The sequence below is a fragment of the Bacillus velezensis genome (genome assembly GCF_001461825.1).
Taxonomy (GTDB): Bacteria; Bacillota; Bacilli; order Bacillales; family Bacillaceae; genus Bacillus; species Bacillus velezensis.
In genome coordinates, this window is sequence record NZ_LLZC01000019.1 from 655,262 (window position 1) to 679,845 (window position 24,584).

The 24,584-nt window shown below is 47.9% G+C and carries 29 protein-coding genes; 8 read left to right on the plus strand and 21 right to left on the minus strand.

The window, feature by feature from the left end; all coding sequences use genetic code 11:
* Window positions 1-37: 37 nt before the first annotated feature.
* Both fabF and AR442_RS13825 read right to left on the minus strand, forming a co-directional pair.
* Window positions 38-1,276 carry a beta-ketoacyl-ACP synthase II gene (gene fabF / locus AR442_RS13820; protein ID WP_014417409.1) on the minus strand — a complete coding sequence of 413 codons (1,239 nt, stop codon included), beginning with the start codon at window positions 1,274-1,276 and terminating at the stop codon, window positions 38-40.
* A 22-nt stretch (window positions 1,277-1,298) separates the two neighbouring features.
* Window positions 1,299-2,237, minus strand: a complete 939-nt coding sequence (locus tag AR442_RS13825; protein WP_007409122.1) for a beta-ketoacyl-ACP synthase III — start codon at window positions 2,235-2,237, stop codon at window positions 1,299-1,301.
* Between the two features lie 166 nt (window positions 2,238-2,403).
* On the opposite strand from AR442_RS13825, the gene AR442_RS13830 reads away from it, so the two are divergent.
* Window positions 2,404-2,622, plus strand: a complete 219-nt coding sequence (locus AR442_RS13830; protein ID WP_007409123.1) for a hypothetical protein — start codon at window positions 2,404-2,406, stop codon at window positions 2,620-2,622.
* Between the two features lie 28 nt (window positions 2,623-2,650).
* Here the strand turns inward: AR442_RS13830 and AR442_RS13835 are convergent, their stop codons facing one another.
* From AR442_RS13835 to AR442_RS13850, 4 genes are all read right to left on the minus strand, one after another.
* A complete protein-coding gene (locus AR442_RS13835; protein ID WP_014417408.1) occupies window positions 2,651-2,842 on the minus strand; it encodes a ComZ family protein in 192 nt (63 codons plus the stop codon).
* A 12-nt stretch (window positions 2,843-2,854) separates the two neighbouring features.
* A complete protein-coding gene (locus AR442_RS13840; protein ID WP_014417407.1) occupies window positions 2,855-3,808 on the minus strand; it encodes a BMP family ABC transporter substrate-binding protein in 954 nt (317 codons plus the stop codon).
* Window positions 3,809-3,898: 90 nt separating this feature from the next.
* The gene (locus tag AR442_RS13845; RefSeq protein WP_032863798.1) at window positions 3,899-4,465 is read right to left on the minus strand and encodes a Rossmann-fold NAD(P)-binding domain-containing protein; all 567 of its coding nucleotides are present in this window, start codon (window positions 4,463-4,465) and stop codon (window positions 3,899-3,901) included.
* Window positions 4,466-4,547: 82 nt separating this feature from the next.
* Window positions 4,548-5,282 (minus strand): lipase family protein, encoded by a 735-nt coding sequence (locus tag AR442_RS13850; RefSeq protein WP_014417405.1) that lies wholly within the window; start codon window positions 5,280-5,282, stop codon window positions 4,548-4,550.
* A 260-nt stretch (window positions 5,283-5,542) separates the two neighbouring features.
* Between AR442_RS13850 and AR442_RS13860 the strand changes: the two genes are divergently transcribed.
* A complete protein-coding gene (locus tag AR442_RS13860) occupies window positions 5,543-5,728 on the plus strand; it encodes a YjzD family protein (protein WP_007409129.1) in 186 nt (61 codons plus the stop codon).
* A gap of 36 nt (window positions 5,729-5,764) precedes the next feature.
* On the opposite strand, the gene AR442_RS13865 is transcribed toward AR442_RS13860, so the two are convergent.
* The 10 genes from AR442_RS13865 to AR442_RS13910 form a co-directional block, all read right to left on the minus strand.
* Window positions 5,765-5,944 carry a YjzC family protein gene (locus tag AR442_RS13865; RefSeq protein WP_003155070.1) on the minus strand — a complete coding sequence of 60 codons (180 nt, stop codon included), beginning with the start codon at window positions 5,942-5,944 and terminating at the stop codon, window positions 5,765-5,767.
* A gap of 75 nt (window positions 5,945-6,019) precedes the next feature.
* The gene (gene argF / locus AR442_RS13870) at window positions 6,020-6,991 is read right to left on the minus strand and encodes an ornithine carbamoyltransferase (RefSeq protein WP_014417404.1); all 972 of its coding nucleotides are present in this window, start codon (window positions 6,989-6,991) and stop codon (window positions 6,020-6,022) included.
* The gene (locus AR442_RS13875; protein WP_014417403.1) at window positions 6,979-10,074 is read right to left on the minus strand and encodes a carbamoyl-phosphate synthase (glutamine-hydrolyzing) large subunit; all 3,096 of its coding nucleotides are present in this window, start codon (window positions 10,072-10,074) and stop codon (window positions 6,979-6,981) included. Before AR442_RS13875 ends, argF begins: the two co-directional genes overlap by 13 nt.
* Complete coding sequence (locus AR442_RS13880) at window positions 10,067-11,125, minus strand: carbamoyl phosphate synthase small subunit (protein ID WP_014417402.1); 1,059 nt, start codon at window positions 11,123-11,125, stop codon at window positions 10,067-10,069. Before AR442_RS13880 ends, AR442_RS13875 begins: the two co-directional genes overlap by 8 nt.
* Window positions 11,126-11,194: 69 nt before the next feature.
* The gene (locus AR442_RS13885) at window positions 11,195-12,352 is read right to left on the minus strand and encodes an acetylornithine transaminase (protein ID WP_014417401.1); all 1,158 of its coding nucleotides are present in this window, start codon (window positions 12,350-12,352) and stop codon (window positions 11,195-11,197) included.
* Entirely contained in the window at window positions 12,349-13,125 is a 777-nt protein-coding gene (gene argB / locus AR442_RS13890) for an acetylglutamate kinase (RefSeq protein WP_014417400.1), read from the minus strand. The genes AR442_RS13885 and argB overlap by 4 nt, the downstream gene beginning before the upstream one ends.
* 14 nt (window positions 13,126-13,139) lie before the next feature.
* Window positions 13,140-14,357, minus strand: a complete 1,218-nt coding sequence (argJ, locus tag AR442_RS13895) for a bifunctional ornithine acetyltransferase/N-acetylglutamate synthase (RefSeq protein WP_014417399.1) — start codon at window positions 14,355-14,357, stop codon at window positions 13,140-13,142.
* Between the two features lie 22 nt (window positions 14,358-14,379).
* Complete coding sequence (gene argC, locus AR442_RS13900; RefSeq protein WP_053285058.1) at window positions 14,380-15,417, minus strand: N-acetyl-gamma-glutamyl-phosphate reductase; 1,038 nt, start codon at window positions 15,415-15,417, stop codon at window positions 14,380-14,382.
* A gap of 133 nt (window positions 15,418-15,550) precedes the next feature.
* On the minus strand, window positions 15,551-16,093 hold the full coding sequence (locus tag AR442_RS13905; RefSeq protein WP_003155082.1) for an MFS transporter: 543 nt from the start codon (window positions 16,091-16,093) through the stop codon (window positions 15,551-15,553).
* Window positions 16,090-17,526 carry an FAD-binding oxidoreductase gene (locus tag AR442_RS13910; RefSeq protein WP_021494968.1) on the minus strand — a complete coding sequence of 479 codons (1,437 nt, stop codon included), beginning with the start codon at window positions 17,524-17,526 and terminating at the stop codon, window positions 16,090-16,092. Before AR442_RS13910 ends, AR442_RS13905 begins: the two co-directional genes overlap by 4 nt.
* Window positions 17,527-17,711: 185 nt before the next feature.
* On the opposite strand from AR442_RS13910, the gene fosM reads away from it, so the two are divergent.
* Window positions 17,712-18,155, plus strand: a complete 444-nt coding sequence (fosM, locus tag AR442_RS13915) for a FosM family fosfomycin resistance protein (protein WP_007409139.1) — start codon at window positions 17,712-17,714, stop codon at window positions 18,153-18,155.
* Between the two features lie 108 nt (window positions 18,156-18,263).
* Here the strand turns inward: fosM and AR442_RS13920 are convergent, their stop codons facing one another.
* Window positions 18,264-18,572 carry a metal-sulfur cluster assembly factor gene (locus AR442_RS13920; RefSeq protein ID WP_003155088.1) on the minus strand — a complete coding sequence of 103 codons (309 nt, stop codon included), beginning with the start codon at window positions 18,570-18,572 and terminating at the stop codon, window positions 18,264-18,266.
* A gap of 62 nt (window positions 18,573-18,634) precedes the next feature.
* Window positions 18,635-19,402 carry a prolyl oligopeptidase family serine peptidase gene (locus AR442_RS13925; protein ID WP_007409140.1) on the minus strand — a complete coding sequence of 256 codons (768 nt, stop codon included), beginning with the start codon at window positions 19,400-19,402 and terminating at the stop codon, window positions 18,635-18,637.
* Window positions 19,403-19,522: 120 nt separating this feature from the next.
* Here AR442_RS13925 and AR442_RS13930 point away from each other — a divergent pair, with 120 nt between their 5' ends.
* From AR442_RS13930 to AR442_RS13935, 3 genes are all read left to right on the plus strand, one after another.
* Window positions 19,523-20,335, plus strand: a complete 813-nt coding sequence (locus tag AR442_RS13930; RefSeq protein ID WP_007610550.1) for a Cof-type HAD-IIB family hydrolase — start codon at window positions 19,523-19,525, stop codon at window positions 20,333-20,335.
* A gap of 85 nt (window positions 20,336-20,420) precedes the next feature.
* Window positions 20,421-20,570: a hypothetical protein gene (locus AR442_RS20670; RefSeq protein ID WP_003155094.1), complete on the plus strand. Its 150-nt coding sequence runs from the start codon at window positions 20,421-20,423 to the stop codon at window positions 20,568-20,570.
* Window positions 20,570-20,767 (plus strand): DUF3813 domain-containing protein, encoded by a 198-nt coding sequence (locus AR442_RS13935; protein ID WP_003155097.1) that lies wholly within the window; start codon window positions 20,570-20,572, stop codon window positions 20,765-20,767. Before AR442_RS20670 ends, AR442_RS13935 begins: the two co-directional genes overlap by 1 nt.
* Before the next feature lie 36 nt (window positions 20,768-20,803).
* Here AR442_RS13935 and AR442_RS13940 read toward each other — a convergent pair whose 3' ends face one another.
* Together AR442_RS13940 and AR442_RS13945 are read right to left on the minus strand one after the other, a co-directional pair.
* Window positions 20,804-21,265, minus strand: coding sequence for a BsuPI-related putative proteinase inhibitor (locus AR442_RS13940; protein ID WP_017417434.1), 462 nt, complete (start codon window positions 21,263-21,265; stop codon window positions 20,804-20,806).
* Window positions 21,266-21,279: 14 nt separating this feature from the next.
* Window positions 21,280-22,122 carry a YitT family protein gene (locus tag AR442_RS13945; protein ID WP_007610547.1) on the minus strand — a complete coding sequence of 281 codons (843 nt, stop codon included), beginning with the start codon at window positions 22,120-22,122 and terminating at the stop codon, window positions 21,280-21,282.
* Between the two features lie 125 nt (window positions 22,123-22,247).
* On the opposite strand from AR442_RS13945, the gene AR442_RS13950 reads away from it, so the two are divergent.
* Both AR442_RS13950 and AR442_RS20350 read left to right on the plus strand, forming a co-directional pair.
* Window positions 22,248-23,099, plus strand: coding sequence for a DegV family protein (locus AR442_RS13950; RefSeq protein ID WP_014417393.1), 852 nt, complete (start codon window positions 22,248-22,250; stop codon window positions 23,097-23,099).
* Between the two features lie 48 nt (window positions 23,100-23,147).
* On the plus strand, window positions 23,148-23,270 hold the full coding sequence (locus AR442_RS20350; RefSeq protein WP_003155105.1) for a hypothetical protein: 123 nt from the start codon (window positions 23,148-23,150) through the stop codon (window positions 23,268-23,270).
* Between the two features lie 49 nt (window positions 23,271-23,319).
* On the opposite strand, the gene cypC is transcribed toward AR442_RS20350, so the two are convergent.
* A complete protein-coding gene (gene cypC / locus AR442_RS13955) occupies window positions 23,320-24,570 on the minus strand; it encodes a CYP152 family fatty-acid peroxygenase CypC (RefSeq protein ID WP_053285059.1) in 1,251 nt (416 codons plus the stop codon).
* Between the last annotated feature and the right edge of the window lie 14 nt (window positions 24,571-24,584).

Below are 24,584 nucleotides of genomic sequence, written 5' to 3' on the forward strand. Positions count from 1 at the left end.
CCGGCCACCTTTTTCAGGCAGCCGGTCAAAAACTGTATTATTGATATTTTTTAAAGATCAAAGTGGCATTATGTCCGCCGAAGCCGAGCGAGTTGCTGAGAACGATGTTGACATCCTGCTCGCGCGCTTTGTCCGGTACATAATCTAAATCACACTCTTCATCAGGTGTTTCGATGTTAATCGTCGGCGGGATAATGCTGTCTTTAATGGCCATGACGGAGAAGATTGCTTCAATTCCTCCGGCAGCGCCTAACAAATGACCCGTCATTGATTTTGTCGAACTGACGGCAAGCTTGTACGCATGATCACCGAAAACGGTCTTAATGGCTTTTGTCTCGTATTTATCATTGTAGTACGTGCTTGTGCCGTGAGCGTTGATATAATCAATTTCTTCAGGCTTGATGCCCGCATCTTTGATTGCTTCCTGCATCGCTCTCGCACCGCCTTCCCCGTCTTGGGCAGGCGCGGTAATGTGGTAGGCGTCACCCGTTGAGCCGTAGCCGACAATTTCCCCGTAGATTTTCGCACCGCGGGCAAGGGCATGCTCAAGCTCTTCAAGCACGATGATCCCCGCGCCTTCTCCCATGACAAAGCCGTCACGGTTTTTATCAAACGGGCGGCTTGCCGTTTTCGGATCAGGATTTGTAGAAAGGGCTTTGTTTGCACTGAAGCCCGCAAATGACATTCTTGTCAGCGGCGCTTCCGTTCCGCCCGTAATCATCGCATCGGCATCGCCGCGCTGAATGACTTTAAACGCGTCACCGATAGAGTTCGTTCCCGTGGCACATGCCGTCACCGTACAGGAGTTGACTCCTTTTGCTCCGAGAGCGATTGAGATTTGGCCTGTCGCCATATCCGGAATCATCATCGGAACAAAGAACGGGCTGACCCTTCTCGGCCCTTTTGTCAGGAAGATTTCGAATTGGGATTCAAGCGTTTCAAGACCGCCGATTCCGGACCCGACCCAAACGCCGACTCTCGGCGCGATCTCGTCTGTGATGTTCAGACCGGCATCTTGAACGGCCATTTTCGCGGCTACGACAGCGTATTGCGTGAAGCGGTCCATTTTTCGCGCTTCTTTTTTATCCATGTGATTTTCAATATTGAAATCTTTCAGTTCAGCAGCTACTTTCGCCGGATACTCGTCCGATTCCACACGTGTGATCGGTCCGATTCCGGATACGCCGCCGATTGCATTTTTCCAGCTTGTTTCGGCGTCGTTGCCAAGCGGAGACAGGGCTCCAAGCCCTGTAACGACTACTCTTTTTTTACTCATCTTGTGTGCACCTCACTTTTTTTTATCGTCCCCAGCGTATTGCTATGGCGCCCCATGTCAATCCTCCGCCGAAACCGACCATGACGATGACGTCGCCGTCTTTAATTTTGCCTGCTTCCAGTTCCTCTACTAATGAAATCGGAATGGATGCTGCGGATGTGTTTCCATATTTATGGACTGTTTTAGACATCTTTTCAACCGGAAGCTCCAAACGTTCCCGTGCCGCTTCCATGATGCGGATGTTTGCCTGATGCGGAATCAAAAAGTCTACGTCCTCTTTGGAGAGGCCGGCTTTTTCAATGACATTTACACTCGATTCACCCATTTGCCGGACGGCGAATTTGAATACTTCTCTTCCATGCATGATTGTATGCCCTTTTTCATCTAAGTACAAGTGCTGACCGCCTGTACCGTCTGCTCCGAGCTCAAATGACAGTATGCCTCTGTCGTCGCTGACCGGTCCGATGACCGCCGCTCCGGCTCCGTCTCCGAACAGCACAGCCGTATTGCGGTCGTCCCAGTCGGTAATGCTTGAGAGCTTTTCCACGCCGACCACGAGGACATGTTTGTATGTTTGCGATTCAATGAATTGTTTGGCGGTTACGATACCGTACATAAAGCCCGCACATGCGGCGCTGATATCCATCGCGCACGCTTTTTTGGCCCCGAGCTTCTCTTGTATCATACAGGAAACGGTAGGGAAGGACTGGTCAGGAGTAACCGTCGCCACGAGGATCATATCAAGCTCCTCAGCGGAAATGCCGGCCTGATCAAGCGCTTTTTGCGCTGCCTCAGCGGCCATGCCGGATGAATACATATCTTCCGCGGCGATTCTTCTTTCTTCTATACCTGTTCTCGTACGAATCCACTCGTCCGATGTATCTACCATTTGTTCAAGATCATGATTTGTCAGCACTTTTTCCGGGATGTAACGGCCGACGCCAAGAATTCCAGCTTTCATTGGAAAGACTCCTTTTTTATAATGAATTTAAAACTAATTAGTTATGATCAATTATTAGTATCAGGTACTAATTCTACCCTATTTTTTTTCTGTTGGCAATATATTCGTCTAAACTATCGGACGCTTCTCCTCATAGAATAAAAGGAAGACGAAAGGAGGCTTCACTATGGATATTTTCTCCAAAATGATGTTCGGCGATTCCAGAGACCGGGATAAAGAACCGGAAGAAAACCCGGAGCAGCCTCAGGCTGAAAACGAAGAAGAGATCGATTACAACCACGTGATGAATCAGCTGGGGTCCATCATGAACTCTCTGGATCAATTAAAGCCCGTATTTAAAGACTTCGCGCCGATGGTGTCCGCTATAAAGAAAAAAATCATGTGAAAAGCCACTTCATGAAAAGTGGCTCTCTTTATTTATTCAGCTCCCCGGCATCAGATCTGCCAAGCTCATACGCTTCCGCCATGACCGATGTAAACAGGTCCATAAACGGCTGAATTATTTCCATAGACAGATCTATGCCGGATTTCTCAAGCTCCGCCTTTGCTTCCGGCAGGTATTTCATCGCGATCTGCATAAATTCAAGAGACTTTTCATGCTGCATGTATATCCACCTCTATTCATTTGACGGCAGTTCATTTGTTCTGTTATACGTTTTGACAAGGTCTGAGATTTTGTCTTGAAATGCTTTGTCCACCAGAGGGCTGAACGTCCCCATTTCAACGACTCCTTCCCTGAAATCAAAGTTGTGATCTCCGCTCTTGAGCGTACCTTTATTATATTGCTCGGCAATTAATGTATAGGCTTTATCTACGTTTTGCACCGTGCTTGTCAGCACCGTGTTTTTGCCGAGATTCGATTGCTCGGCGACATAGCCGATGGCGTAAAGCCCGTCTTTTTTGATTTGCTGAATGACAGGAACATTATACCCGTCTCCGGCCGGATATACAACATCCGTGCCTTCCGCTTTTAACTTCTCGTAAAGATGCAGCGCTTCATTGCCGTTATCCCAGTGGTCCGTAAATTCAGTATTGACGGTGATATCAGGCTTTTCATATTTCGCTCCTTTGATAAAGCCGTCTACTTCAGGCTGCCACAAAAAAGAGGCGATGACGCCGACCTCATTGTTTTTTGACATATGGGCGGCCGTCATTCCCCCGAAAAAGCCCATTGCTTCTCCCATAAGATGAACGCTTGTGACATTATCGCTTTTCGCCGTTCCGTTTGCGACGACGAATTCCATGTCGGGATAATCCTTGCTGATCATATTGAAAATTTCCTCGTATTCATTTCCGTGCCCGTATAAAAGATTGACTCCTTTTTTATGAAAATCATCTATCGCTTTTAAAATATCTTCATCGGATCTGATATTTTCTTTATAATAAACGTCAACGTTAAATTCAGATTGTATCGCTAATAAACCTTTGTAACCTTTTGTCCCCCATACCAAGTCACTGATGGTATCGGGAAAAAGCATTCCGACCTTCTCAATTTTTCCTTTAAACGGAGTTTGTGCGCATCCGCTCAATAAAAGGAGGACAGAAAAGGTCATGACAAGCCTGGTGATCAAGCCATGTTCAACCCCTTTTCAAACTCATAACATGTATAAATTGATATACGTTTATTGTAGCGGTAATGCACATAACATGGAAGGTATTTCTTAAAAAATGTCGAATATTGATGAAAATTGTCTTTTCCACTCTTTAATTTTTTCTTCCGCTTCCGTTTTTTGTGTTTTTTCTTTTATTTCCAGGGTAATAATCTGGTTTTCGTCTTCTGTACCGTCAGCCTCAAGCTGATTCATCAGCCCGCAGACTGCGTCTTCTAAATAGATCCTGCTTTCGCCATCTTCTTTTGCTTCCGTCCACGGACCGTAGAGGGGAGGAAGGATAATCGCTTTTGCCGTATCCCGCTGACCGTTTTTTTCCCAGTCTCCGTGATCCTCACTGTAAACAATCCAATATAAAGGCTCAGCCCTTTCTTCAGGCAGACACCCGCTCCCGTATTGAACGCAGATACGATCGTATTCCTTTTCACCGATTTCATCTATTATTTGAAAAAGCCCGTTTCTCGCGAGCCACATTAAACGTTCTTCTAAATACAGCTGCCTCGTTTTGTCCTCCGGTTCTGCCAAAATGACATCAACATGCACACCCTCATCCATCAACCGTTCGCACAATGAAAGGCCGAGAAATTCATCTGCTCCAATGATCAACGCTGTCTTCATCACATCTGCCGCCTTTCCGGTTATTCATTCGCACACAAGCCAAACAGCCCTCTGAAAAGAGATGGCTGTTGTATTCTATTCATTACAGGTCTTTTTCATGACTGCGGAAAAACCGGCAGATGGCTCTGTACATACGCGCAGGGTTCTCAAGCAGGTGATACGTGATATCAGTCTTGCTTCCGGTCTTTTCCCGGGCTTCTTTATACGCGTTCGCATGCAGGGTGTACGGGTACGGCGCTCCGGTCGTTCTTTGCCATATATGTACCGGCGCGCGGGTGCGGCAGCCGGTAATGGTCTGATAGCTCAGTGAGCTTGCCTCTTTTTCAGAAACACCGAAGCTTTGTGCCGTTTCCCTCAGAAACTGCTTATAAAAAAACTTATTTTCTTTCTCTGATTCAAAATGGGCTTGAAGATCAAGACAAGGATCTAACATTGCGGCTGAACGGATATGCTCCGGTGAAGACTGCAGCAATTGATCGGCGATGAGGGCGCCCATGCCTTCTGCGAGCAAGTGTATTTTCGGATTGAGGGTTTCTTGTTTCAGCACATAATGAATCAGCTGTCTGGCGTAAAGGACGGCTTTTTCCGAACCCCAATGCCGTCCGTATAAATTGCTGTTGAAAATGGTGTACCCTCTGTCAAGCATCGTATTTAACAGCTGGTTTCTCCCTTCATGTTCGAGCCAAAAGCTTGAGTCCCGGCTGACAAAGTGGGTTCTGTCCCCCAGAATAAAGATACAGAAGCCGTTCGGCCGATACGGCAGATGGATGACGTTCAGCTCAGATCCGAATTGGAAGAATCTTTCCGTTATCCCCATGCCTGCCCGCCTCCTTTTACTCCTAATCTCTCTATTGGCTATCATATGTAAGAAGAATGAAAACGGATCGGATAAACTCCTATTTGCTGCTATGTTTTGGCTATTATCCCGAGCACGGGAACCGAATTTTCCTTCAGACGGCCTGACAGGCGGGCAAATGTCAGTTTCAGGCGCGCTTTTTGATGAGAAAATGACCTTCCGCCCGCGCTTTATGTATGGTATGATACAACGTAGAATAAAATGAAGGACGAGGTGGAAACGTGCGGTTTATTATCGGTTTTATTTGGACGTTCCTTTTAACACATATGGCCTGTTATTTGGTCGCCTCCATGAACAGTGCGGCGTACAATTTCAAGCAATCATCCGTTATTGCCGTAGTTATTGCGGTGCTTGTCTTTGTTCTTGCGGAGATCATGCCTGTCAAACAGGATGCAAGCCAGCATTAAATAAAAAAACCTGCTATTCAGCAGGTTTTTTTGTGTTCACGGTTTTCGTTGATACGTCCATAATCTGTTGTGGTTTGAAGTTTCAGGGAACATTTCTCCCACTGTGAGCTTGATTTTCTGCGGATTTTTGACCATGCTTCCCGTTTCGCCGATTTCAACGTACACACCGTTATTCGGCGCTTTTTGTCCCGGGCGGAATTGATGCTGCTGTCCCACGTCATTTCCTCCTTTTTCTTTTTTATGTAGTATGCGCTTGTATGCGGAGAAATATCAAAAACCGCTGAATGAGGTTCAGCGGTTTTTTTGTTCATCCTGTTTGTATAGAAGAGCTTTCAGGAGCGCTTTTTGCGCGTGAAGCCGGTTTTCCGCCTGCTGGAATACCGCAGAGTTCGGGCCGTCGATAATCTCGGACGTGACCTCTTCTTCCCGATGCGCGGGCAGGCAATGCAAAAATGTATAGTCAGGTTTGGCGAGACTGACAAGTGAGGCGTTGACTTGATACGGGGCAAACACATTCAGCCGCTGCTGCGTCTCTTCCTCCTGCCCCATGCTCGTGAAGACGTCGGAGTAAATCACGTCTGCATCCCGCACCGCTTCCTGCGGATTTTCGGTAAGTGTGATTTTCGCTCCGGAAACAGCCGCCGCTTCTTTTGCGGCATTCACAGCCTCTTCTTCGGCTTCATAGCCTTTCGGCGAAGCAACCGCAATGTCACAGCCCATTTTTGCGCAGCCGATCATTAGTGAATGCGCTACATTATTTCCGTCACCGATATAGGCGGCTTTTACTCCTTTTAATTTTCCTTTTATTTCTTGTATCGTTAACAGATCCGCGAGTGCCTGACACGGGTGATACCGGTCGGTCAGCCCGTTTATGACAGGAATATCTGCATGCTCAGCAAGCTCTTCGACTTTTTCATGTTCAAAGGTGCGGATCATTATGGCATCAACGAAGCCGGACAGCACCTTCGCCGTATCCGCGACCGTCTCCCCCCGCCCAAGCTGCAGGTCGCTGCTTGAAAGAAATAGTCCCGTTCCCCCGAGCTGGGCCATTCCCGCTTCAAAAGACACACGTGTGCGGGTTGAAGATTTTTCAAAAATCATCGCCAATGTTTTCCCTTGGAAAATCGGCTGTATCGGATGTTGTTTTAATAATGAAGCTTCTGTCAAAAGCGCATTGATGTCTGACGGGCTGACATCTTTTAAGGAAAGAAAATCTTTGCCGTACAAATGGGTTAATGTGTGTTCCGCTTTTATTGTGTGCATGATGCCACTTCCTTTTGATAAAGATCTTTGAGCGATACAGGCTGAGGTTTGCCGGAGCCGCTTGCTAAAAATGCCTTTACGGTTTCCGGTTCAGTAAAGACCGTCACGCCGTGCGTCATGGCTTCGATCCGTTGTTTACGCGCTTCTTCAGAGTAATTGAAATTGATATGGACCGCTTTATCCTTTCGCTCTGCCCATGCCGGGAACGCATCTTTGCATACCGTAAATCCCGCCTCTTGAGCCTGACGTTCCAATTCCGCATCACAGCCTTCCAGATAGATGCTGCCTTTTTTCTCCCAGACGTGCGCGTAGATTTTTTTCAGGGCGCTTTCTGCGTCAAACGCGACACACATGCCTTCTCCGGTCGACTTCATTTCCGGCCCGGGCTTTACGTCCACATCCTGAATGGCGTGCGAAGAAAAAACCGGGAATTTCACTGCCGTTCCGTGCTGATTTTGAACCTCGGGCTTGATGTCTTTAAGGGAAGCGCCGGCCAGCAATCTGGCGGCAAGCGGGATCATCGGCACCCCCATTACCTTAGACACGACAGGAACCGTGCGGCTTGCCCGCGGGTTCACTTCAAGAACGAGAATATCTCCTTTGTCATCAATGACAAACTGAATGTTCATGATGCCTTTAAAAGCCAGTTTTACCGCGATTTTTTCGGCGGCCTCTTTTATATTCCGCTGCATATCAGGTGTGACAGACGGACCCGGAAGAATCGCAAAACTGTCGCCCGAATGGACGCCGGCGCGTTCAATATGCTCTGTGTAAGTCGGCACGAATACTTCATGTCCGTCGGAAATCAGATCGATCTCCAATTCTTTTCCTGTAATGTACTGATCGATCAAAATCGGATACGGCATGCCCGCTTCATTTTCCAGCAGTTCTGACATTTGCGCTTCTGAATCAACGATGATCATGCCCATCCCACCGATGACATAAGACGGACGGATCAGCACGGGGTAGCCGATTCGGCTTGCTTTTTCCGTTGCTTCTTCTTTTGAATAAGCGGTTTCGCCTTTGGCATGTTTCAGGTCAAGATCATCAAGCAGCTGATAAAACAGATCCCGATCCTCCAGCGCATCAAGGGTTTCAAAGGATGTTCCGAGCAGCGGAATGCCCGCTTTTTCCAGCGGTTCAGCGGCATTGATCGCGGTCTGTCCCCCAAATTGGACGATGGCAAAATCAATGTTTTCATGTTCCGCCACGTTCAAAATATGTTCTGTCGTCAGCGGTTCAAAATAAAGCCGGTCGGCGATTTCATAATCCGTGCTTACTGTTTCCGGATTGTTATTGATCATAATCGTTTCATACCCCAGCTTTTGCAGGGTCAGAACGCCGTGGACGGCGCTGTAATCAAATTCCACTCCCTGACCGATGCGGATCGGGCCGGAGCCGATGATGAGGGCGCGTTTTTTCTCTTTTCGGCTGATATCTCCATCACTTTCCCCTAGATAGGTGGAGTAGAAATAATTCGTCTTGGCATCAAATTCAGCGGCGCATGTATCTACGATTTTAAACGACGGGACGATGCCTGATTTCTTTCTGAGAGCACGGATGTCTTCTTCCGTTTTTCCCGTGAGAGATGCGATCATGACATCAGTGAAGCCTTTTACCTTCGCCTGCTTTAAAAGCGGGACAGACAGATGATCCCCTTCTTCCATCAGCTTGTTTTCCAATGTGATGATATTTCGGAATACATGGAGAAAAAACGGGTCAATTTTCGTTTTGGCATGGATGTCTTCTATCGTTTCACCGCGGCTTAACAGTTCCATGACGACGAAAAATCTCCGGTCATCCGGCGTTACCGCTAATTCCCACAGCTGATTGATCGTACAGCCGCCGAGTTCAGGCAGGCGGGTGCCGATCGTTTTCAGCTCAAGGGAGGCCGCCGCTTTTTGAATGGCCGCTTCCATATTTCTTTCGATCGCCATGACCTCTCCCGTCGCTTTCATCTTCGTTCCGAGCGTGCGATCGGCATGTTTAAACTTATCAAACGGCCAGCGCGGGAATTTGACGATGACATAATCAAGCGCCGGTTCAAAGCTTGCATAAGTAGAGCCCGTCAGCGGATTTTTCAGTTCGTCGAGCGTATAGCCGACGGCAAGTTTCGCCGCCATTTTGGCAATCGGGTAGCCGGTCGCTTTTGACGCGAGGGCCGATGAACGGCTGACACGCGGGTTCACTTCAATGACATAGTACTGTTTGCTGAACGGATCCAGCGCAAATTGAATGTTGCAGCCGCCGACCACATCCAGCGCCGAAATAATCGCCAGGCTTGCTGAACGCAGCATCTGATATTCTTCATCCGTTAACGTCTGGGACGGTGCGACGACGATGGAGTCTCCTGTATGCACGCCGACGGGATCGATGTTTTCCATATTGCAGACGGTGATGCATGTATGATTGCTGTCGCGCATGACCTCATATTCGATTTCTTTAAATCCGGCGATGCTTTTTTCGACGAGGCATTGGCTGATCGGGCTTGCTAACAGCGCCTGTTTAATAAGCGTCTGAAACGCTTCTTTCGTTTTCGCGATTCCGCCTCCCTTTCCGCCTAACGTGTACGCCGGTCTCAGAATGACCGGAAATCCGATAGACTCAGCGAAACGGAGGGCGTCTTCTTCGTTGTCGACGATTTCGCTTTCCGGAACGGGCTGATCGAGCTCTTTCATCAGGGCGCGGAACTGCTCCCGGTCTTCGCCTTTTTGAATGGTTTCCACTGATGTTCCCAAAAGCTTGACGTGATGCTTCTTCAGCACGCCTGCTTCTTCAAGCTTAACGGCTAAATTCAATGCCGTCTGGCCGCCCAAATTGGCAAGCAGACCGTCCGGTTTTTCTTTTTCAATAATGGCCTCGATGCTGTCGGTTGTGAGCGGTTCAAAATATATTTCATCGGCAAACGCCTCATCCGTCATAATCGTTGCCGGGTTGTTGTTGACTAGAATAACGCGGTATCCTTCTTCTTTCAGAGCCATGCAGCCCTGCGTTCCTGAATAATCAAATTCTGCCGCCTGGCCGATGATGATGGGGCCGGAGCCGATGACTAATATGCTGGAAATGGTTGTATCTTTAGGCATGAGCGATTTCTCTCCTTGCTGGTATCACTTTCTCTAGAAATTCATCAAATATCCACTCGCTCTCAGCCGGGCCGGGATGAGCTTCAGGGTGGAACTGGACGCTTAATACGGGAAGGCGCTTATGAATGAGCCCTTCCACCGATGTGTCATTGACATGGTGAAATCTGATGGACAGCTCGTTTTCGTCAATTGATGCTTCATCGACGACATAGCTGTGGTTCTGGCTTGTCATAAACACCCGTTTCGTTTTCCGGTCAATGACGGGATGGTTGGCACCCCTGTGGCCGAACGGCAGCTTATACGTATTTCCTCCGAAAGCCAGGGCAATCAGCTGATGCCCGAGGCAAATGCCGAGTGCGGGGAAAGCCTTCAGTAAAGCCTTAATCCGGTTCATGTACGGCGCAATCGCTTTCGGGTCGCCCGGGCCGTTTGAGAGCACGATTCCGTCAGGCTGAATGTCATAAACGGCGTTCATCTGCTGATACGGAATGACCGTTACTTTACAGCCGCGCTTTACAAGTGACGAGGCGATTGATTTTTTATAACCGAAATCAATCAGCGCAATATGCCGGTCTCCGTTTCCCATTGACGTGATGTCTTCAGACTGCGCCAGCTCCGCCGGGTTTTCTGTTCCGGATGCTGCGGGAATCTCTCCTGTTGTTGACACGGCAGCGTTCATCGTGCCGCCGGAGCGGATGGTTTTGACGACGGCCCGTGTGTCCACTTCGGTTAAGAGCGGGATGTTCCATTTATTTAAATACTCTCTCAAGCTTGAAACTGCTTCATGGTGAGAAAAATGTTCACACGCTTCATAGACGGCAACAGCCTTGACTTGAGGAATCTTACTTTCGAGGTCTTTTTCATTAATTCCGTAGTTTCCGATCAGAGGATACGTAAAGACGACGATCTGACCCTTATATGACGGGTCAGTAAGCACTTCCTGATAGCCCGTCATTCCGGTGAAAAAAACCGCTTCGCCAACACAGCGGGCCTCTTTTTCAAGTTCACCGCCGAATGATGTTCCGTCTTCCAATACTAAATAGCCTTTCATCTAAAGCCCACCTCTTGATGAATAATTAATTAAAAACATGAATTTTTATACCCTTATATCGAAAAAAAATTACCGTTTCACTGCCGAATGCGCTTCGATCGCTGCTTTCAGCATACTGACGGCCGACAGCATTTCTTCTTCAGAAACTGTAAGCGGCGGAAGCAGCCTGATGACATTCGGTCCGGCCGGAAGCACGAGAAGTCCGCGTTCCTGCAGATCTCCGATGATGCCGGACACGGAACCTGCGCATTCAATGCCGATTAATAACCCTTTTCCGCGGATTTCTTTTACAAAAGGCCCTGTCAGTTCACGGTTCAGCTGCGCTTTTAAAAATGATCCTTTGTCTGCCGCCGCCTGGAGAAAGTCCGGCTGAAACACAATGTCCAAGGTTGCTTTCACAGCTGCCATGGCAAGCTTATTACCGCCGAAAGTCGTACCATGCGTACCCGGCGTAAAGGCGTCGCCAAGCTTCTTTTTGCCGATCACGGCTCCGACGGGAAAACCGTTTCCAAGCCCTTTCGCAGCAGTGATGATGTCCGGAGAGATGCCGAAATGCTCATAGCCGAATGCCTTGCCCGTCCGGCCGATTCCGGTTTGAATCTCGTCTGCGATAAGCAGCGTCTGTTTGTCTTGGCAAAATGTCTGTAAGGCTTCGATGAATTCCGGATCGGCGGGATTGACTCCCCCTTCTCCCTGCACCGTCTCAAGCATGACGGCGGCGATATCATCCTCTTTTGAAAGCGTGCTGAATGCCGACGGATCATTGAACGGAAGATAGTGAAAGCCTTGAAGCATCGGTCCGAAACCGGTCTTGATTTTGTCTTGTCCGGTGGCGGCCATCCCCGCATAGGTCCGGCCGTGAAAGGATTGATGAAATGTTACGATTTTTGTCTTTCCCGTTGCTTTACGGGCAAGCTTAATGGCGCCTTCATTCGCTTCGGCCCCGCTGTTGCAGAAGAAAACGAGATCCCCCGCGCTATGTTCGGCAAGCTTTGCCGCGGCTTTTTCCTGAAGATCATTTTCAAACAGATTGGAAACGTGCCATACGCTGTCAAGCTGTTCTTTCACCGCTTCTGTGACCTCATCATGACAATGGCCGAGATTGGAAACGGCGATGCCCTGAATAAAATCGAGATACGTTTTTCCGTTTTCATCCTCTGCGATTGTCCCTTTCGCTTTTTTGATATCGATGGGCCAGCGGCTGTAGGTTTGAAATAGACTGCTCATGACACGCTCTCCTTTTCTTTGACGATTTTTGTTCCTTGGAAGGCTTGATCGGTGAAAAACGCTCCTTTTCCGTTTACGATCATCACTTCCTCGACATCTTCACTCAGTGCCGATAATGCCGAGTTTACCTTCGGAATCATCCCTCCTGAAATCACGCCGTCATCTATGAGGGCCTGAATCTCTTGCGGCGTCAAAGTATCCAGCCTGTTCTCTCCGTCCATAATTCCTTCGACATCCGTGACAAATAAAAGTTTATCGGCGTGTAAGGCTGAAGCAACGGCCGATGCCGCGGCGTCTGCGTTGACGTTCAGCGTTTCGAAATCACTTGTCATGGAAAGCGGAGCGATAACGGGAATGATGCCTGCTTTCATTAACGCTTGGATGATTGACCGATCGGTTTTTTGTATTTCGCCGACTTCTCCGTATTTGTCTTGATTAAGATAGGATGCTTGAAGGAGACCGCCGTCCTTACCTGATATTCCCGCGGCTTTCAGCCCGTTTTTCGCGAGTTCGGTTACGAAAAATTTATTGATCGTCCCTGACAAGACCATTTCCGCTGTTTCCAGCACCGGTTTGGTCGTTTTCCGCTGTCCATCGACAAATTCCGTTTCAATCTGCAATGTTTTCAGCATTCTTGAAATGTCCGGGCCGCCTCCATGCACGACGGCAATGTTCCAGCCCGATTGCATAAGCTCTTTTACATTTTGAAAAAAATCGGCGGATAACTCGCGGATCACGCTTCCGCCGCACTTAAAAACGATGGTTTTCTTCATGCCGCTCCCCTTTGTTATGTGCGATAGCTCGCATTGATTTTGATATAATCATAGGTTAAGTCACAGCCCCATGCCCGGCCGCTGCCGGAGCCTTCCTGCATGCGGACTGCAATCATAATCTCATCACCTGATAAGTACTCCTTGGCATCAGTTTCCGAAAACGGCTGAGGTTCGTTGTTTTTAAACAGACACTGGCCGCCGAGGAAAACTTCCACTTGTTCGGCCGTTACGCTTGCCGCACTGTGCCCGATTGCGCCGATGATGCGCCCCCAATTGGCGTCTGTGCCGTAAACGGCGGTCTTCACAAGGCTTGAACCGACGATTTTTTTGGCGATAATATTCGCCTCAAGGTTATTTTTCGCGCCTTCGACTCTGGCTTCAATTAATTTCGTCGCTCCTTCACCGTCTCTGGCTATATCTTTGGCAAGGTCTTCGCATACAAGCTTTAATCCCTTTTTAAAAGCCGGCCAGTCAGGGTGCTGCTCCGTCAGGCAATCATTCCCCGCGCAGCCGTTCGCCATCACAAGCACCATGTCATTCGTCGATGTTTCTCCGTCAACGGTGATTTGGTTAAATGAAACATCCGTAATCTCTCTGAGCGCGTTTTTGAGCGCCTGTTCTTCCACGGCCGCGTCCGTTGTGACAAAGCCGAGCATTGTCGCCATGTTGGGGTGGATCATGCCGGAGCCTTTCGCCGCTCCGCCGATCGTGATGATGTCTCCGCCGATCACCAGTTCATAACACGTCTGTTTCGTCACTGTATCCGTCGTCAAAATGGCTTCTTCAAATGCTCCGGACACGGACGGCGCTTGACCGAGCTGTTCAATGCCCGCTTGAATTTTTTTCATATCTAAAAGCTCGCCGATCACCCCGGTTGACGAAACCGCAACGAGTTCCGGCTCAATGCCGAGCTGGCTCGCGAAGCCGTCCCGCATTTCATAGGCGTCCTTTAATCCTTGGTCTCCCGTACAGGCGTTGGCAATCGCGCTGTTGACGATAACCGCCTGAAGCACACCCTCTTTTTTCAAGCTGGCTTGCGTCACTTTCAGCGGCGCTGCCTGAAAATGGCTCTGCGTATATACCGCTGCACTGACTGCAGGCGCTTCGCTGATAATCGCTCCGAGATCTTTTTTTGAATAGCGCAGACCGCAGTGCACGCCCTTTGCCTCAAACCCTTTCGGCGAGGATACGCCGCCTTTTATTTTCGTGATTTCCTCACTCAGCTGAATCATATTTTTGAATCCCTCTTTCGTTCTATGGATAGACTGGCGTCATCGTAAGTCCCGTTTCTTCCTGCCAGCCATTCATGATATTTAAATTTTGAACCGCCTGCCCTGCGGCGCCTTTCATCAGATTATCTATGACAGAAACGATGGTGACACGGTTTGTTCTTTCGTCCACAGTGACACTGATATCACAAAAATTGCTGCCGTATACCTCTTTCGTCGCCGGAAATTCACCTTCCGGCCTGATTCTGACAAAATATGAATCTTTGTAGAATTCGGAATACAATTCTCTTACCTGTGCAGCAGACATACCCGGGGGAGCCTCCGTATACATCGTCGCCATAATGCCCCTTGTCATCGGCGCCAAATGAGCGGAAAACGTGATCGGGCCTGTGCCGGGCTGCCAAGCCGCTAATTGCTGTTCAATTTCCGGAGTATGCTGATGCTCATTAACCTTATAAATTTTGAAATTATCATTCAGCTCAGAATAATGAGTGCCCATGGATGCTTTTCGGCCGGCGCCGGATACGCCTGTTTTCGCATCAACAATCAGAAATGAATCTTGTAAAAGCTTATTCTTCGCCAGCGGGGCGAGCCCGAGCAGCACAGCCGTCGGAAAACATCCCGGATTGGCAATCAGCTTTGCAGTCTGAATCTCTTTTTTTTGCAGTTCGGCTAAACCGTAAACCGCGTTTTGAATCGTTTCTTCCGGAGCGGCCTTCCGCTTATACCACTTTTCATACACGGCCGGGTTTTGAATCCGCAGATCGCCGGATAGATCAATGACCGGGATGCCCGCCTCCGCCAGCTTGGGCGACCACTCTCCGGAGACGCCGGGCGGCGCGGCTATGAACATGACATCAATTTCGTTTCGGATCGTTTCTATGTGAAGCGGCTGAAGTGATTGTGACGCTATATTCCTCAAATGCGGATATGAAGCGGCATATTCTTTTCCTTCGTCGCTCGATGAATATAATATACAATCCTCTGCATAAGGGTGATGGTTAAGAATCCTGACAAGTTCGGCGCCTCCATAACCAGTAGCGCCTATAATACCTATTTTCAACGGGTTCACCTTCTTGGTTTTTGTGAAATTATTTAACATTATAACATGAATAAAAATTAATTCAATTGTATATTTAATATTTTTTCATTCATTTTCCATCTGCTTTTGCGGACAAAAAAACAGGCTGATCGGATCAGCCTGTTTTCTTCAGCATCATCAGCCCGCTTATAAAAAACAGCACGGAGCTGGCGTAAAAAATAATATAAACCGTAAAGAAATCAGCGAGAAACCCGCCGAGAATAATGGCGGCAGCTGAAAATACGGCCGTCCAGAAATGATAGCTGCCGACTTTTTTTCCCCGCTCCCCGCCGTCGGTGTAATCGGCGATCATGATTTTCTCGCCGTGTTTTTGCATCGCGCCGAACAGGCCCAAAAGCACCTGCACAACATAAACCTGGTGCACGCCGGTAATGTGCGGGAGCGTCAGAAGAAGCACCGCCATCCCCCACGAATTTGCCATAAGGAACCAGCGGGGGTCCAGTCTTGCCGACAGCCGGCCGAGCAGCGGATGAATCAATGCGCCGCTCAGGCCGAACAAGCCGTATGAGAGACCGAATTGCGTGTAGCTGGAACCGATGTTTTTAATAAATAAAATATAAAACGGAAAGATCAGGCTGCCGGCAAAAAAGACACTGCTCTGAGACAGGATCAGCCATTTTAAATGGTTGTGTTTCATGATTTGTACCTCTGATAAAAATAATTCATAAACAAGTCATCCGGATCATATTTGTGTTTTTTCTGAAAGAACATATCGCTTTTCGGATATGCCTCGCGCATCTGCTCTTTCGTTTGGTACAGCATATACGGGAGATAATAACTGCCGCGGTGGCGCAATGCCGTATCCGTCATTTTTCTGACAATCCGCGCCGCACTCGCCTGGCCGTCTTTTGAAAACCCTTCATTGATTAAAAGGACGAGTGAAAACATGTCTTCCTTTGCGTATGACAGATCGGCTTTTTCATTTTTTTGCACGTAGCGGATCGTAATATTTACGAGATTGAGATCTTCATGTGACAGCGTCTTGCGTAAATCATGAATGTACGGCGCAAATTCGCCGACGGGCACGAAGTATTCTTGTAGCACGTCGGTGTTGTCTGTGTTTTCATATTCCAAAAATTTCGATTCTGACCGCATGACATTGTTCCTGGAGACTTTCACGCCGTTTTGGCTGAGAAAATAAGACTGCTGGGTTGACCAGAACCAATTTCTCCCCCAGTCATACCGGCGGGAGAGGCCGAGCGCGAATTTCGTCAGCGCCGGATGCTCATCTTCTTTCAGTTCATTGTGCTGCTTTAATTCTTTCTGATTGTCTGAGAGCGTGTAATCAGTCACATACATGTCATGCAAAAAGCCTTTATCCCCTGTTGCGATCCGTGCGAGATGCATGCGCACGGCGGGGTTGCGCTGAACATGCTGCGTAAAATATTCACTGTATGTATCAGCGTTCATGCGTTTCGTTTTCATTTCATAAAGTTCATCATCCGTCAGCTCAATATCCGCGTCAAGGATGACGCCGAACAGGCCGTAGCCGCCGATGACGGCTGAAAACAGGTCATCTTTCGGAGTAACGGTGATGATTGTGCCGTCCGCCTTTAAAAGATGAAACGATTTGACCGTATCAATCAGCGAACCGTATCGGATATCCCGGCCGTGGGCGTTGGCGCTCAGTGAGCCGCCGATCGTAAAAATGTTTTGCGATTGCATGACTTTTACCGCGAGCCCGTACGGATTGACATAGCGCTGAATATCATTCCACGTCGCTCCCGCCTGCACTCTGATGATTTTTTTCTTTCGGTCGAGACCGAGTATTTTGTTGTAGCCCGTCATGTCGAGAACGATACCGTCTTCATAATACGTCTGGCCGCCCATTGAGTGCTGGGCGCCTGCGATTGAGATCTTCAGATGCTTTCTCTTTGCTTCCTTAATGGTTTCGATCAATGTTTCTTTCTCTTTTCCTTTGACCGTCTGCTTAATTTTCACGGGCATGAGACGGCTGACATCCGTCATTGTCCCTGCCTGCTGCTCCGGCTCTTTGTGAAAAGCGGAAACAGCGAACAGCGCCGTATAAACAAGAATGCTAAGGATAATGAGAAGTAATTTTTTCTTCATGGGTTCCTCCCTCGCATGCAGCCGGTCTATTATATCATGCCTTACGTCCGTTTTTTTCCTTTTTAATCCGATACCGGAAAACACACGGCATAAAAAATACACAGAAATCCTTAAAATGATTTTTTAGTCAGTATATAATCGATATATATGCAGATGTATTACCAAAGGGATTGTTTAAGACAAACATGTTAAATGAGGTGGGGAAAATAAACATAAAAGGAATCAATCATCTTCTTTTTTCTGTTTCAAATTTGGAAAAATCTATAGAATTTTATGAAAAAGTATTTCATGCACAACTCCTGGTTAAAGGGCAAAAAACAGCATATTTTGATCTGAACGGGCTTTGGCTTGCACTTAACTTAGAGGCGGATATACCAAGAAATGAAATACATAAATCTTATACGCATATGGCCTTTACAATTGACCCAAAAGATTTTGATGCAATACATCAACGGCTAAAAAATCTAAATGTAAATATATTAAATGGGCGTCCTAGAGATAAACAAGATCAAAAGTCAATTTATTTTACTGATCCTGATGGACATAAATTTGAATTCCACACAGGCACACTCCAAGACAGACTGTCCTATTACAAAAAAGATAAACCTCATATGAAATTTTATATATAAAGGTTTGTTTGCGATCCAAAACAAACCCTCACTGTCGCTTATATGCAGACAAAAGAAAAGCACCTCCAAACTTTAGGATGTACCTAAAATCCGAGGTGCATTTTCTTATTACTGAATCCCTAATGCGATTTTTGCGTAGCGTGACATTTTGTCTCTTGTCCACGGCGGATTCCAGACGATGTGGACCTCCGTCTCTTTTACATCCGGAATGTCGGCGAGCGCTTTTTTCACCTCGTCGACGATGATCGGAGCGAGCGGGCACCCCATTGATGTCAGTGTCATCGTAACGTGCGTCAGGCCGTCGTCATCCATATCAACGTCGTATACAAGGCCGAGATTGACGATATCGACGCCGAGCTCAGGGTCAACAACCTGCTCCAAGGCGCCCATGATGTTTTCTTTTAATGCTTCTTCCACGTTCCATCACTCCTTTTTCCTCAGTATAACGTAAAAGCGGGTTTTGTTAACACCTTTGTGCTTTATAAATGCTTATCGAACCAGGCGACGGTTTCTAAAACGGCGTATCTCGGGACTTTATGGTCAGCCCGTTCGTCTTTCAGAAACTGAAGATGGTCAGGCCGGCTGCTGTAATGAGGTTTAATCGTTTCATAAAAGCCGCGGGTCGGTGCATACGGAACGACTTTGTCTTGAACGCCGTGCCAGAACAGCAGCGGGCGGCTCCGGAGTTTTTCCGGTTCCAGACTGAGATCGAACGGTTTGAGCCGCGCAAACAGTTCATCGACCTGTTCTTTTGTGACGTCAATGTCGATGTCCTGCTTTTGAATGTGGTCAATCTGCTGCTGAAAAAACGCCGTATAGTTCGGGCTTCCCATCAGGCTGACGCCGGCTTTGACCCAATCATACGCGGCCATCGCGCCGAATGTCGTAATTCCGCCCATTGACGTGCCCGCAAGACCGATCCGCCCGTCTTCAATCAGACCGCGCGCTTCAAAATCCTTTTTCAGCACGTCAAGCTCCTCGATTTCATTTAATACAATGTCCCAAAAATGGACGGCGAGCTCTTCTGCTGACAGCTGTTCAGCGCGTTCACCGTGGTAAAGAGCTTCCGGCAGCACCGCCCTGAAGCCCTTTTCAGCAAGCAGGTAAGCGAAATGAAGATTATGCTCCTTCGCGCTTGTAAAACCGTGAATAAAGAAAACAAGGGGAGCGGGACGGTCCCGATTTTCTTCTTTTACAATATGTAAAAACGGAATGCCTGATACGGTTTGATGATCAATAAGAATCACGTTGACTCCCTCCTTAGGATAACCATAATCATAAGTGTAACATGTAGACAATAAAGATGGTAAAAAGCTACACTGTATATAAGAGAAAAACAGCAAATTACATGACAAAAGGAGTTATTTATGGAGACAAAACCTTACCTCATCGCTTTAGATCTGGATGGAACCTTATTAAAAGATGATAAAACCATTTCCCCTGAAACGGCGCGGACGATTCAGACGCTGAAAGAAGCGGGTCATCATGTCTGCATCTCAACCGGCCGCCCTTTCCGTTCCAGTTCGATGTATTATGACGAGCTCGGGCTGACAACGCCGATTGTCAATTTTAACGGGGCATTTGTCCACCACCCGAAAGACGAGTCATGGGGACGATACCACACGTCCTTATCTGTCGATGTGGTCAGACAGCTTGCCGAACTTACAGAGACCTATCAAATACATAATGTGCTCGCTGAGATCATTGATGATGTGTACTTCCATTATCATGATGAGCATTTAATTGAGGCGTTTCATATGAATACGGCGAATGTCACATTCGGCGATCTGCGCGAAACAGTCCAAGAAGATGTGACGTCCGTATTGATACATGCAAAGGAAGAGGACGTCGCGGACATACGCGCGCATTTATCCGATGTGCACGCCGAGGTCATTGACCACAGAAGATGGGCGGCTCCTTGGCATGTGATTGAAATTATTAAACACGGGATGAATAAAGCGGTCGGCCTGAAGAAAATCAGCGACTATTACCAAGTGCCGAGAGAACGGATCATCGCGTTCGGCGACGAAGACAACGATCTTGAAATGCTCCGATTTGCCGGGTGCGGCGTAGCGATGGGAAACGGCACGGATGAAGTCAAACAGGCCGCCGACCGCGTCACGGGATCAAATGAAGCGGACGGAATCGCCGAATTTTTAAAATCCTATTTCTCCCTGTGAGGTTTTGCCGCTCATAACACAAAGCCTTCCGCCCATACTAAAACAGACGACTCATCTCGTCTAAATATGGAAGGGGGACATTGCAATGGGTAAACGAAACAAATCAAAACGGTTTATTCAGCAAGGCAAGGACTCTGTCAGTCTTCATGACGCAAGATTTCCATATCGGTCTACATTAGAGGAAGCACAGCATGATGCAGCAAAAGATTCGGCTGAAAGGCAGGTTGACTTTTAATGAGAAACGAACTGTTTTCTCAAGCCAAGTCATTTGTCCAGCAGGCCGTCATGATTGCTAACGGTTTCGAGGACGGCGATCAGGAAAAAGCTGTCTCACGCGCCAAAAACGCCGTGTCTTCCGCGTACGCCAATTCGACGGATGCAGAACGTCAGCAGCTGCACCAATTTCAGGATCAGCTGGAGAAATTGCAATAAAAAAAGGCGCCCCGTTTAGACGAGGGCGCCGCTTTTTTATTTCACTTCAAATGTTTTTACCGTTTTCAGTCTTTTTCCGATCTGATCGGACTTCCCTAAAAACGTCACCGTCACCGTGTATGTTCCCGGACCGGGCACGTTTTTCCACACATCTGAAAAGTCATACGTTTCATTCGGCATTAAGGTCACGGTCTGAAACGCCTGAGTAAACATTCTGTCTTTTGAATAGCGGTACAGTTCTTTGTGATGTTGGTCATGTACGGTCAATTCGAATTTCTGCCCAGAGCTGAATGTGAAATCGATCGGGCTGCCGCTTTTGTTTTTTAAAGACATTTGAAATTCGATCTGCTGATCCGTCTGCACAGGGTTTACGGCTAATTCCGCTTGCTGTTCATTCATCTCTCCGGATACCTCCTCAGCGGGCTCCTTCTGCCCGGATTGACTGCTGCACCCGATCAATAAAATGACCGGTAATAACAGGCCAAACAGCCACTTCATTCTATCCGCTCCTATCAGTCTTTTCTGAAGAAACCAAAGATCCCCGTCGTTTGCACGATGTTTGTGAAGGCTTTCGGGTCGACTTCTTTCACGATTTTCTCAAGGTCATACAATTCGTACCGCGTGATGACGATGATCATCATTTCTTTCTGTTCGTTTGTGTAAGCGCCTTTTGCCGGCACCGTCGTAATGCCGCGGACCATTTTCCCGTAAATCGCTTCTTTGATTTCATCGGCTTTTTTCGTAACGATCATGGCGGTCAGTTTCATGTGGCGGGTGTGAATGGCGTCAATCACCCTTGTTGTGACATACAGAGCGACAAGGGTATATAATGCTTTCTCCCATCCTTGCAATAATCCTGCCGTCAAAATGATAATCCCGTTCAAAATGAAGAAATATGTGCCGACCGGTTTATCCTTCCATTTGGCCAGCACCATCGACACGATATCAAGACCGCCTGTCGAAGCACCGAATTTCAGCGTTAAACCGATGCCGATAGCTGAGATGACTCCTCCGAATACGGTATTCAGAAGAATATCGTGCGACAGTCTCATTTCCGGGAGAATTCCCATAAAGACGGACGTCATCGCTACGCTTAATATGCTGTATACGGTGAATGATCTGCCGACTTTCAGCCACCCTAACACACCGATGGGAATGTTTAAGAGGAACATGAGAACTCCTGTCGAAATATAAAAGGGGGCGTATTGATCAACGACGCTTGACAGCAGCTGGGCGACACCGGTAAAACCGCTGGCATATACATTCGCCGGTATCAGGAATAAATTCAGTCCCGCCGCATACAGAAACGCGCCGATGACGACGATTGCTAATTTTTTTGCTTGTTCTAGTACCATGGCTTGCTCCTCCGCTCATTTTCATTATTAGCTTTTCCCTTAAAACAAAGTTTTGAACACTATTTTGCCACATTTATATGATATAGTTGGCATCACTCTCACCAATCGGAAAGAAGGGAATTATGATGACAGTTCACCTTATTGCTGACAGCGCCTCTGACCTGCCGAAATCTTATATTGAAGAAAACCGGATCGGGTTCATTCCGCTGCACGTAACACTTGACGGAAACGAATATGAGGACGCGGTCACCATTCAGGCGGATCATATATTTCAAGCGATGCGGGACGGGAAAGTTCCGAAAACATCCCAGGCATCACCGGATACGATAAAAAAAGTATTTTTACAATACGCGGAACTGGGAGAACCGGCGATATACGTCGCCTTTTCCTCAGGTCTTTCCGGCACCTATCAGACGGCCGTAATGATGGCCAATGAAGTAAAAGAGGAATTTCCCGATTTTGATTTACGGATTGTAGATTCCAAATGCGCTTCATTGGGCTGCGGCCTCGCGGTGATGCACGCGCAAACACTCTGTGTTAACGGGAATACAATACAAGAAATCGAAACGTCTGTAAAGAGCTTTTGCGCACGGATGAAACATATATTTACGGTCGATGATGTCGCTTATCTCGCGCGGGGCGGCAGAATTTCAAAAACGTCCGCTTTTGTCGGGGGGCTTTTGAACATCAAACCGATTCTGCATGTGGATGACGGCAGGCTCGTGCCGCTCGAAAAATTGCGCGGACAAAAGAAACTGTTTAAACGGATTATAGAAATGATGAAGGAAGAAGGCGGCGATTGGGCGGATCAAACCGTGGGGATCAGCTATGCAGATAATGAGGAGACAGCGCTTCGGATGAAGGAAATGATTGAAGAAGCGTTCCATCCGAAAGAGATCATTCTTCATTCAATCGGCTCTGCGATCGGCGCCCACTCCGGGCCGGGCACGCTCGCGATTTTTTTCCTGAAGCCATAATTTCAATGCGGGCGGGCATCCTAACGGACAGAAGGGAGGCTTTGCCGCATGAAAGATGATGACAAAAAACCGTTGGACAATAACGCCGTAAATCAGAAAAAGAACCGGCTTGCCGAAAAAAACCGGCAGGCGGGAAAAAACCAGAATTCCAAAAAACCGGACCATCTGTAAAAGCAAAACAGCCCTCTTTGTCTTAGAAGAAAGAGGGCTGTTTTTTGTTCTATATGCGTCTAACATCACTTATCACGAATCCGCTTTCAGGCAATGCCGGCATTCTGGACAGGCTGAAGCTTAAATCTTGGGACGGAACATCGTACTCTATTTCATTGGCAAGAAACGCAAGGGAAGTTTTCATGACTTCCACGGTCATTCCCTCACCCGGACAGCGGTGGCCGTTAGCCGGATCACCTCCGCCCTGGGGAATGAAATCAAATTTATTTTCCTCCCGCCCCTGAAAACGTTCCGGGCGAAATTCATTCGGATTCTCCCAAAGCCGGGAATCATGGTTTGTCCCATATAGGTCAAGCATGACGGAAGCACCCTTTTTAAACTCACAGTTCTTCCATACGAAATCTTTTTTCACAACGGCTCCTAAAAACGGGGCAAACGGGTAATACCGCCGAACTTCATGTGCAAATCTTTCGGCTTCCTGATCATCTCTCGATCTAAGTTTGCCCCGATATTCAGGGTAATCATGCAATGCAAGAGCTGAAAACGTAATGAAGTAAGAAATGGCGGCAATCGGGCGCAGAACATTAATAAGCTCAACAGCAGCCATGTGAGAATCAAGTCTGTTCCCGTCAAGTTCAGTATGAAAAGCCATTTCATACAAGGCTGAGCCCTCCGGCGTTTGCAGCTTGCCGGACCGCACATCCTCAATGACCTCCTCTATCCATTTCTCCGTTTTCAGCCTCGCCCTTCTGCCTTTCCAATGACGCGGTCCGACAGCGCCGAATGCGTCTACCATATCGGTGAAATCCTCTGCCCGCTCTTTCACTTCTGAGTCTTTCAGCGGGACGCCGGCCCACTCACAGGCAGCCCGGCACAGCACTTTCTTCGCTTCATCAAAAAGGACAATTCGGTTTGAACCCTCCCACATTTCCGCAGATGCTTTCCACTGTTTTGCCACCGCTTCCGCAAGCCGTTTTTGCCGGGGCGGCGTCATCAGCGACATAAATAGAAGCTTCCTGTGCTTATGCCGTTCACCGTCCATTGCCTGGATTGCCCCTGTTCCGAATAACGTTTTCTGCACCCGTTTGGGGAGGGCCTGCTGCCGCTGAAATCGTTCTGTGTCATAAAAAAGCTTTGCGGCTTCCGCTCCGCTCATACAAATGAATGTCTTCCCTAATAAACGGGCGCGAAACACATCTGAGCGATAAGTCTCCGCTCGTTTTTTCACAAATACATAACCATCGCGTAATAAAGCCAGACTATTATCAAGACCCTTTTCATGCGGAATTTGTTCATCCATCCCGATTCCTCCCT

Bases quoted from the DNA above. Each gene is read 5' to 3' on its own strand.
- argF (WP_014417404.1), bottom strand. From the start codon at position 6,991: ATGCACACAATAAAAGCGGAACACACATTAACCCATTTGTACGGCAAA.
- AR442_RS13910 (WP_021494968.1), bottom strand. From the start codon at position 17,526: ATGAAGAAAAAATTACTTCTCATTATCCTTAGCATTCTTGTTTATACG.
- AR442_RS13935 (WP_003155097.1), top strand. From the start codon at position 20,570: ATGAGAAACGAACTGTTTTCTCAAGCCAAGTCATTTGTCCAGCAGGCC.
- AR442_RS13880 (WP_014417402.1), bottom strand. From the start codon at position 11,125: ATGAAAGGCTATTTAGTATTGGAAGACGGAACATCATTCGGCGGTGAA.
- AR442_RS13905 (WP_003155082.1), bottom strand. From the start codon at position 16,093: ATGAAACACAACCATTTAAAATGGCTGATCCTGTCTCAGAGCAGTGTC.
- AR442_RS13830 (WP_007409123.1), top strand. From the start codon at position 2,404: ATGGATATTTTCTCCAAAATGATGTTCGGCGATTCCAGAGACCGGGAT.
- AR442_RS13875 (WP_014417403.1), bottom strand. From the start codon at position 10,074: ATGCCTAAAGATACAACCATTTCCAGCATATTAGTCATCGGCTCCGGC.
- argJ (WP_014417399.1), bottom strand. From the start codon at position 14,357: ATGATTCAGCTGAGTGAGGAAATCACGAAAATAAAAGGCGGCGTATCC.
- AR442_RS13850 (WP_014417405.1), bottom strand. From the start codon at position 5,282: ATGGGGATAACGGAAAGATTCTTCCAATTCGGATCTGAGCTGAACGTC.
- argB (WP_014417400.1), bottom strand. From the start codon at position 13,125: ATGAAGAAAACCATCGTTTTTAAGTGCGGCGGAAGCGTGATCCGCGAG.
- AR442_RS13825 (WP_007409122.1), bottom strand. From the start codon at position 2,237: ATGAAAGCTGGAATTCTTGGCGTCGGCCGTTACATCCCGGAAAAAGTG.
- fabF (WP_014417409.1), bottom strand. From the start codon at position 1,276: ATGAGTAAAAAAAGAGTAGTCGTTACAGGGCTTGGAGCCCTGTCTCCG.
- AR442_RS20350 (WP_003155105.1), top strand. From the start codon at position 23,148: ATGAAAGATGATGACAAAAAACCGTTGGACAATAACGCCGTAAATCAG.
- cypC (WP_053285059.1), bottom strand. From the start codon at position 24,570: ATGGATGAACAAATTCCGCATGAAAAGGGTCTTGATAATAGTCTGGCT.
- AR442_RS13945 (WP_007610547.1), bottom strand. From the start codon at position 22,122: ATGGTACTAGAACAAGCAAAAAAATTAGCAATCGTCGTCATCGGCGCG.
- AR442_RS13835 (WP_014417408.1), bottom strand. From the start codon at position 2,842: ATGCAGCATGAAAAGTCTCTTGAATTTATGCAGATCGCGATGAAATAC.
- AR442_RS13950 (WP_014417393.1), top strand. From the start codon at position 22,248: ATGACAGTTCACCTTATTGCTGACAGCGCCTCTGACCTGCCGAAATCT.
- AR442_RS13930 (WP_007610550.1), top strand. From the start codon at position 19,523: ATGGAGACAAAACCTTACCTCATCGCTTTAGATCTGGATGGAACCTTA.
- AR442_RS13845 (WP_032863798.1), bottom strand. From the start codon at position 4,465: ATGAAGACAGCGTTGATCATTGGAGCAGATGAATTTCTCGGCCTTTCA.
- AR442_RS13885 (WP_014417401.1), bottom strand. From the start codon at position 12,352: ATGAGCAGTCTATTTCAAACCTACAGCCGCTGGCCCATCGATATCAAA.
- AR442_RS13940 (WP_017417434.1), bottom strand. From the start codon at position 21,265: ATGAAGTGGCTGTTTGGCCTGTTATTACCGGTCATTTTATTGATCGGG.
- fosM (WP_007409139.1), top strand. From the start codon at position 17,712: ATGTTAAATGAGGTGGGGAAAATAAACATAAAAGGAATCAATCATCTT.
- AR442_RS20670 (WP_003155094.1), top strand. From the start codon at position 20,421: ATGGGTAAACGAAACAAATCAAAACGGTTTATTCAGCAAGGCAAGGAC.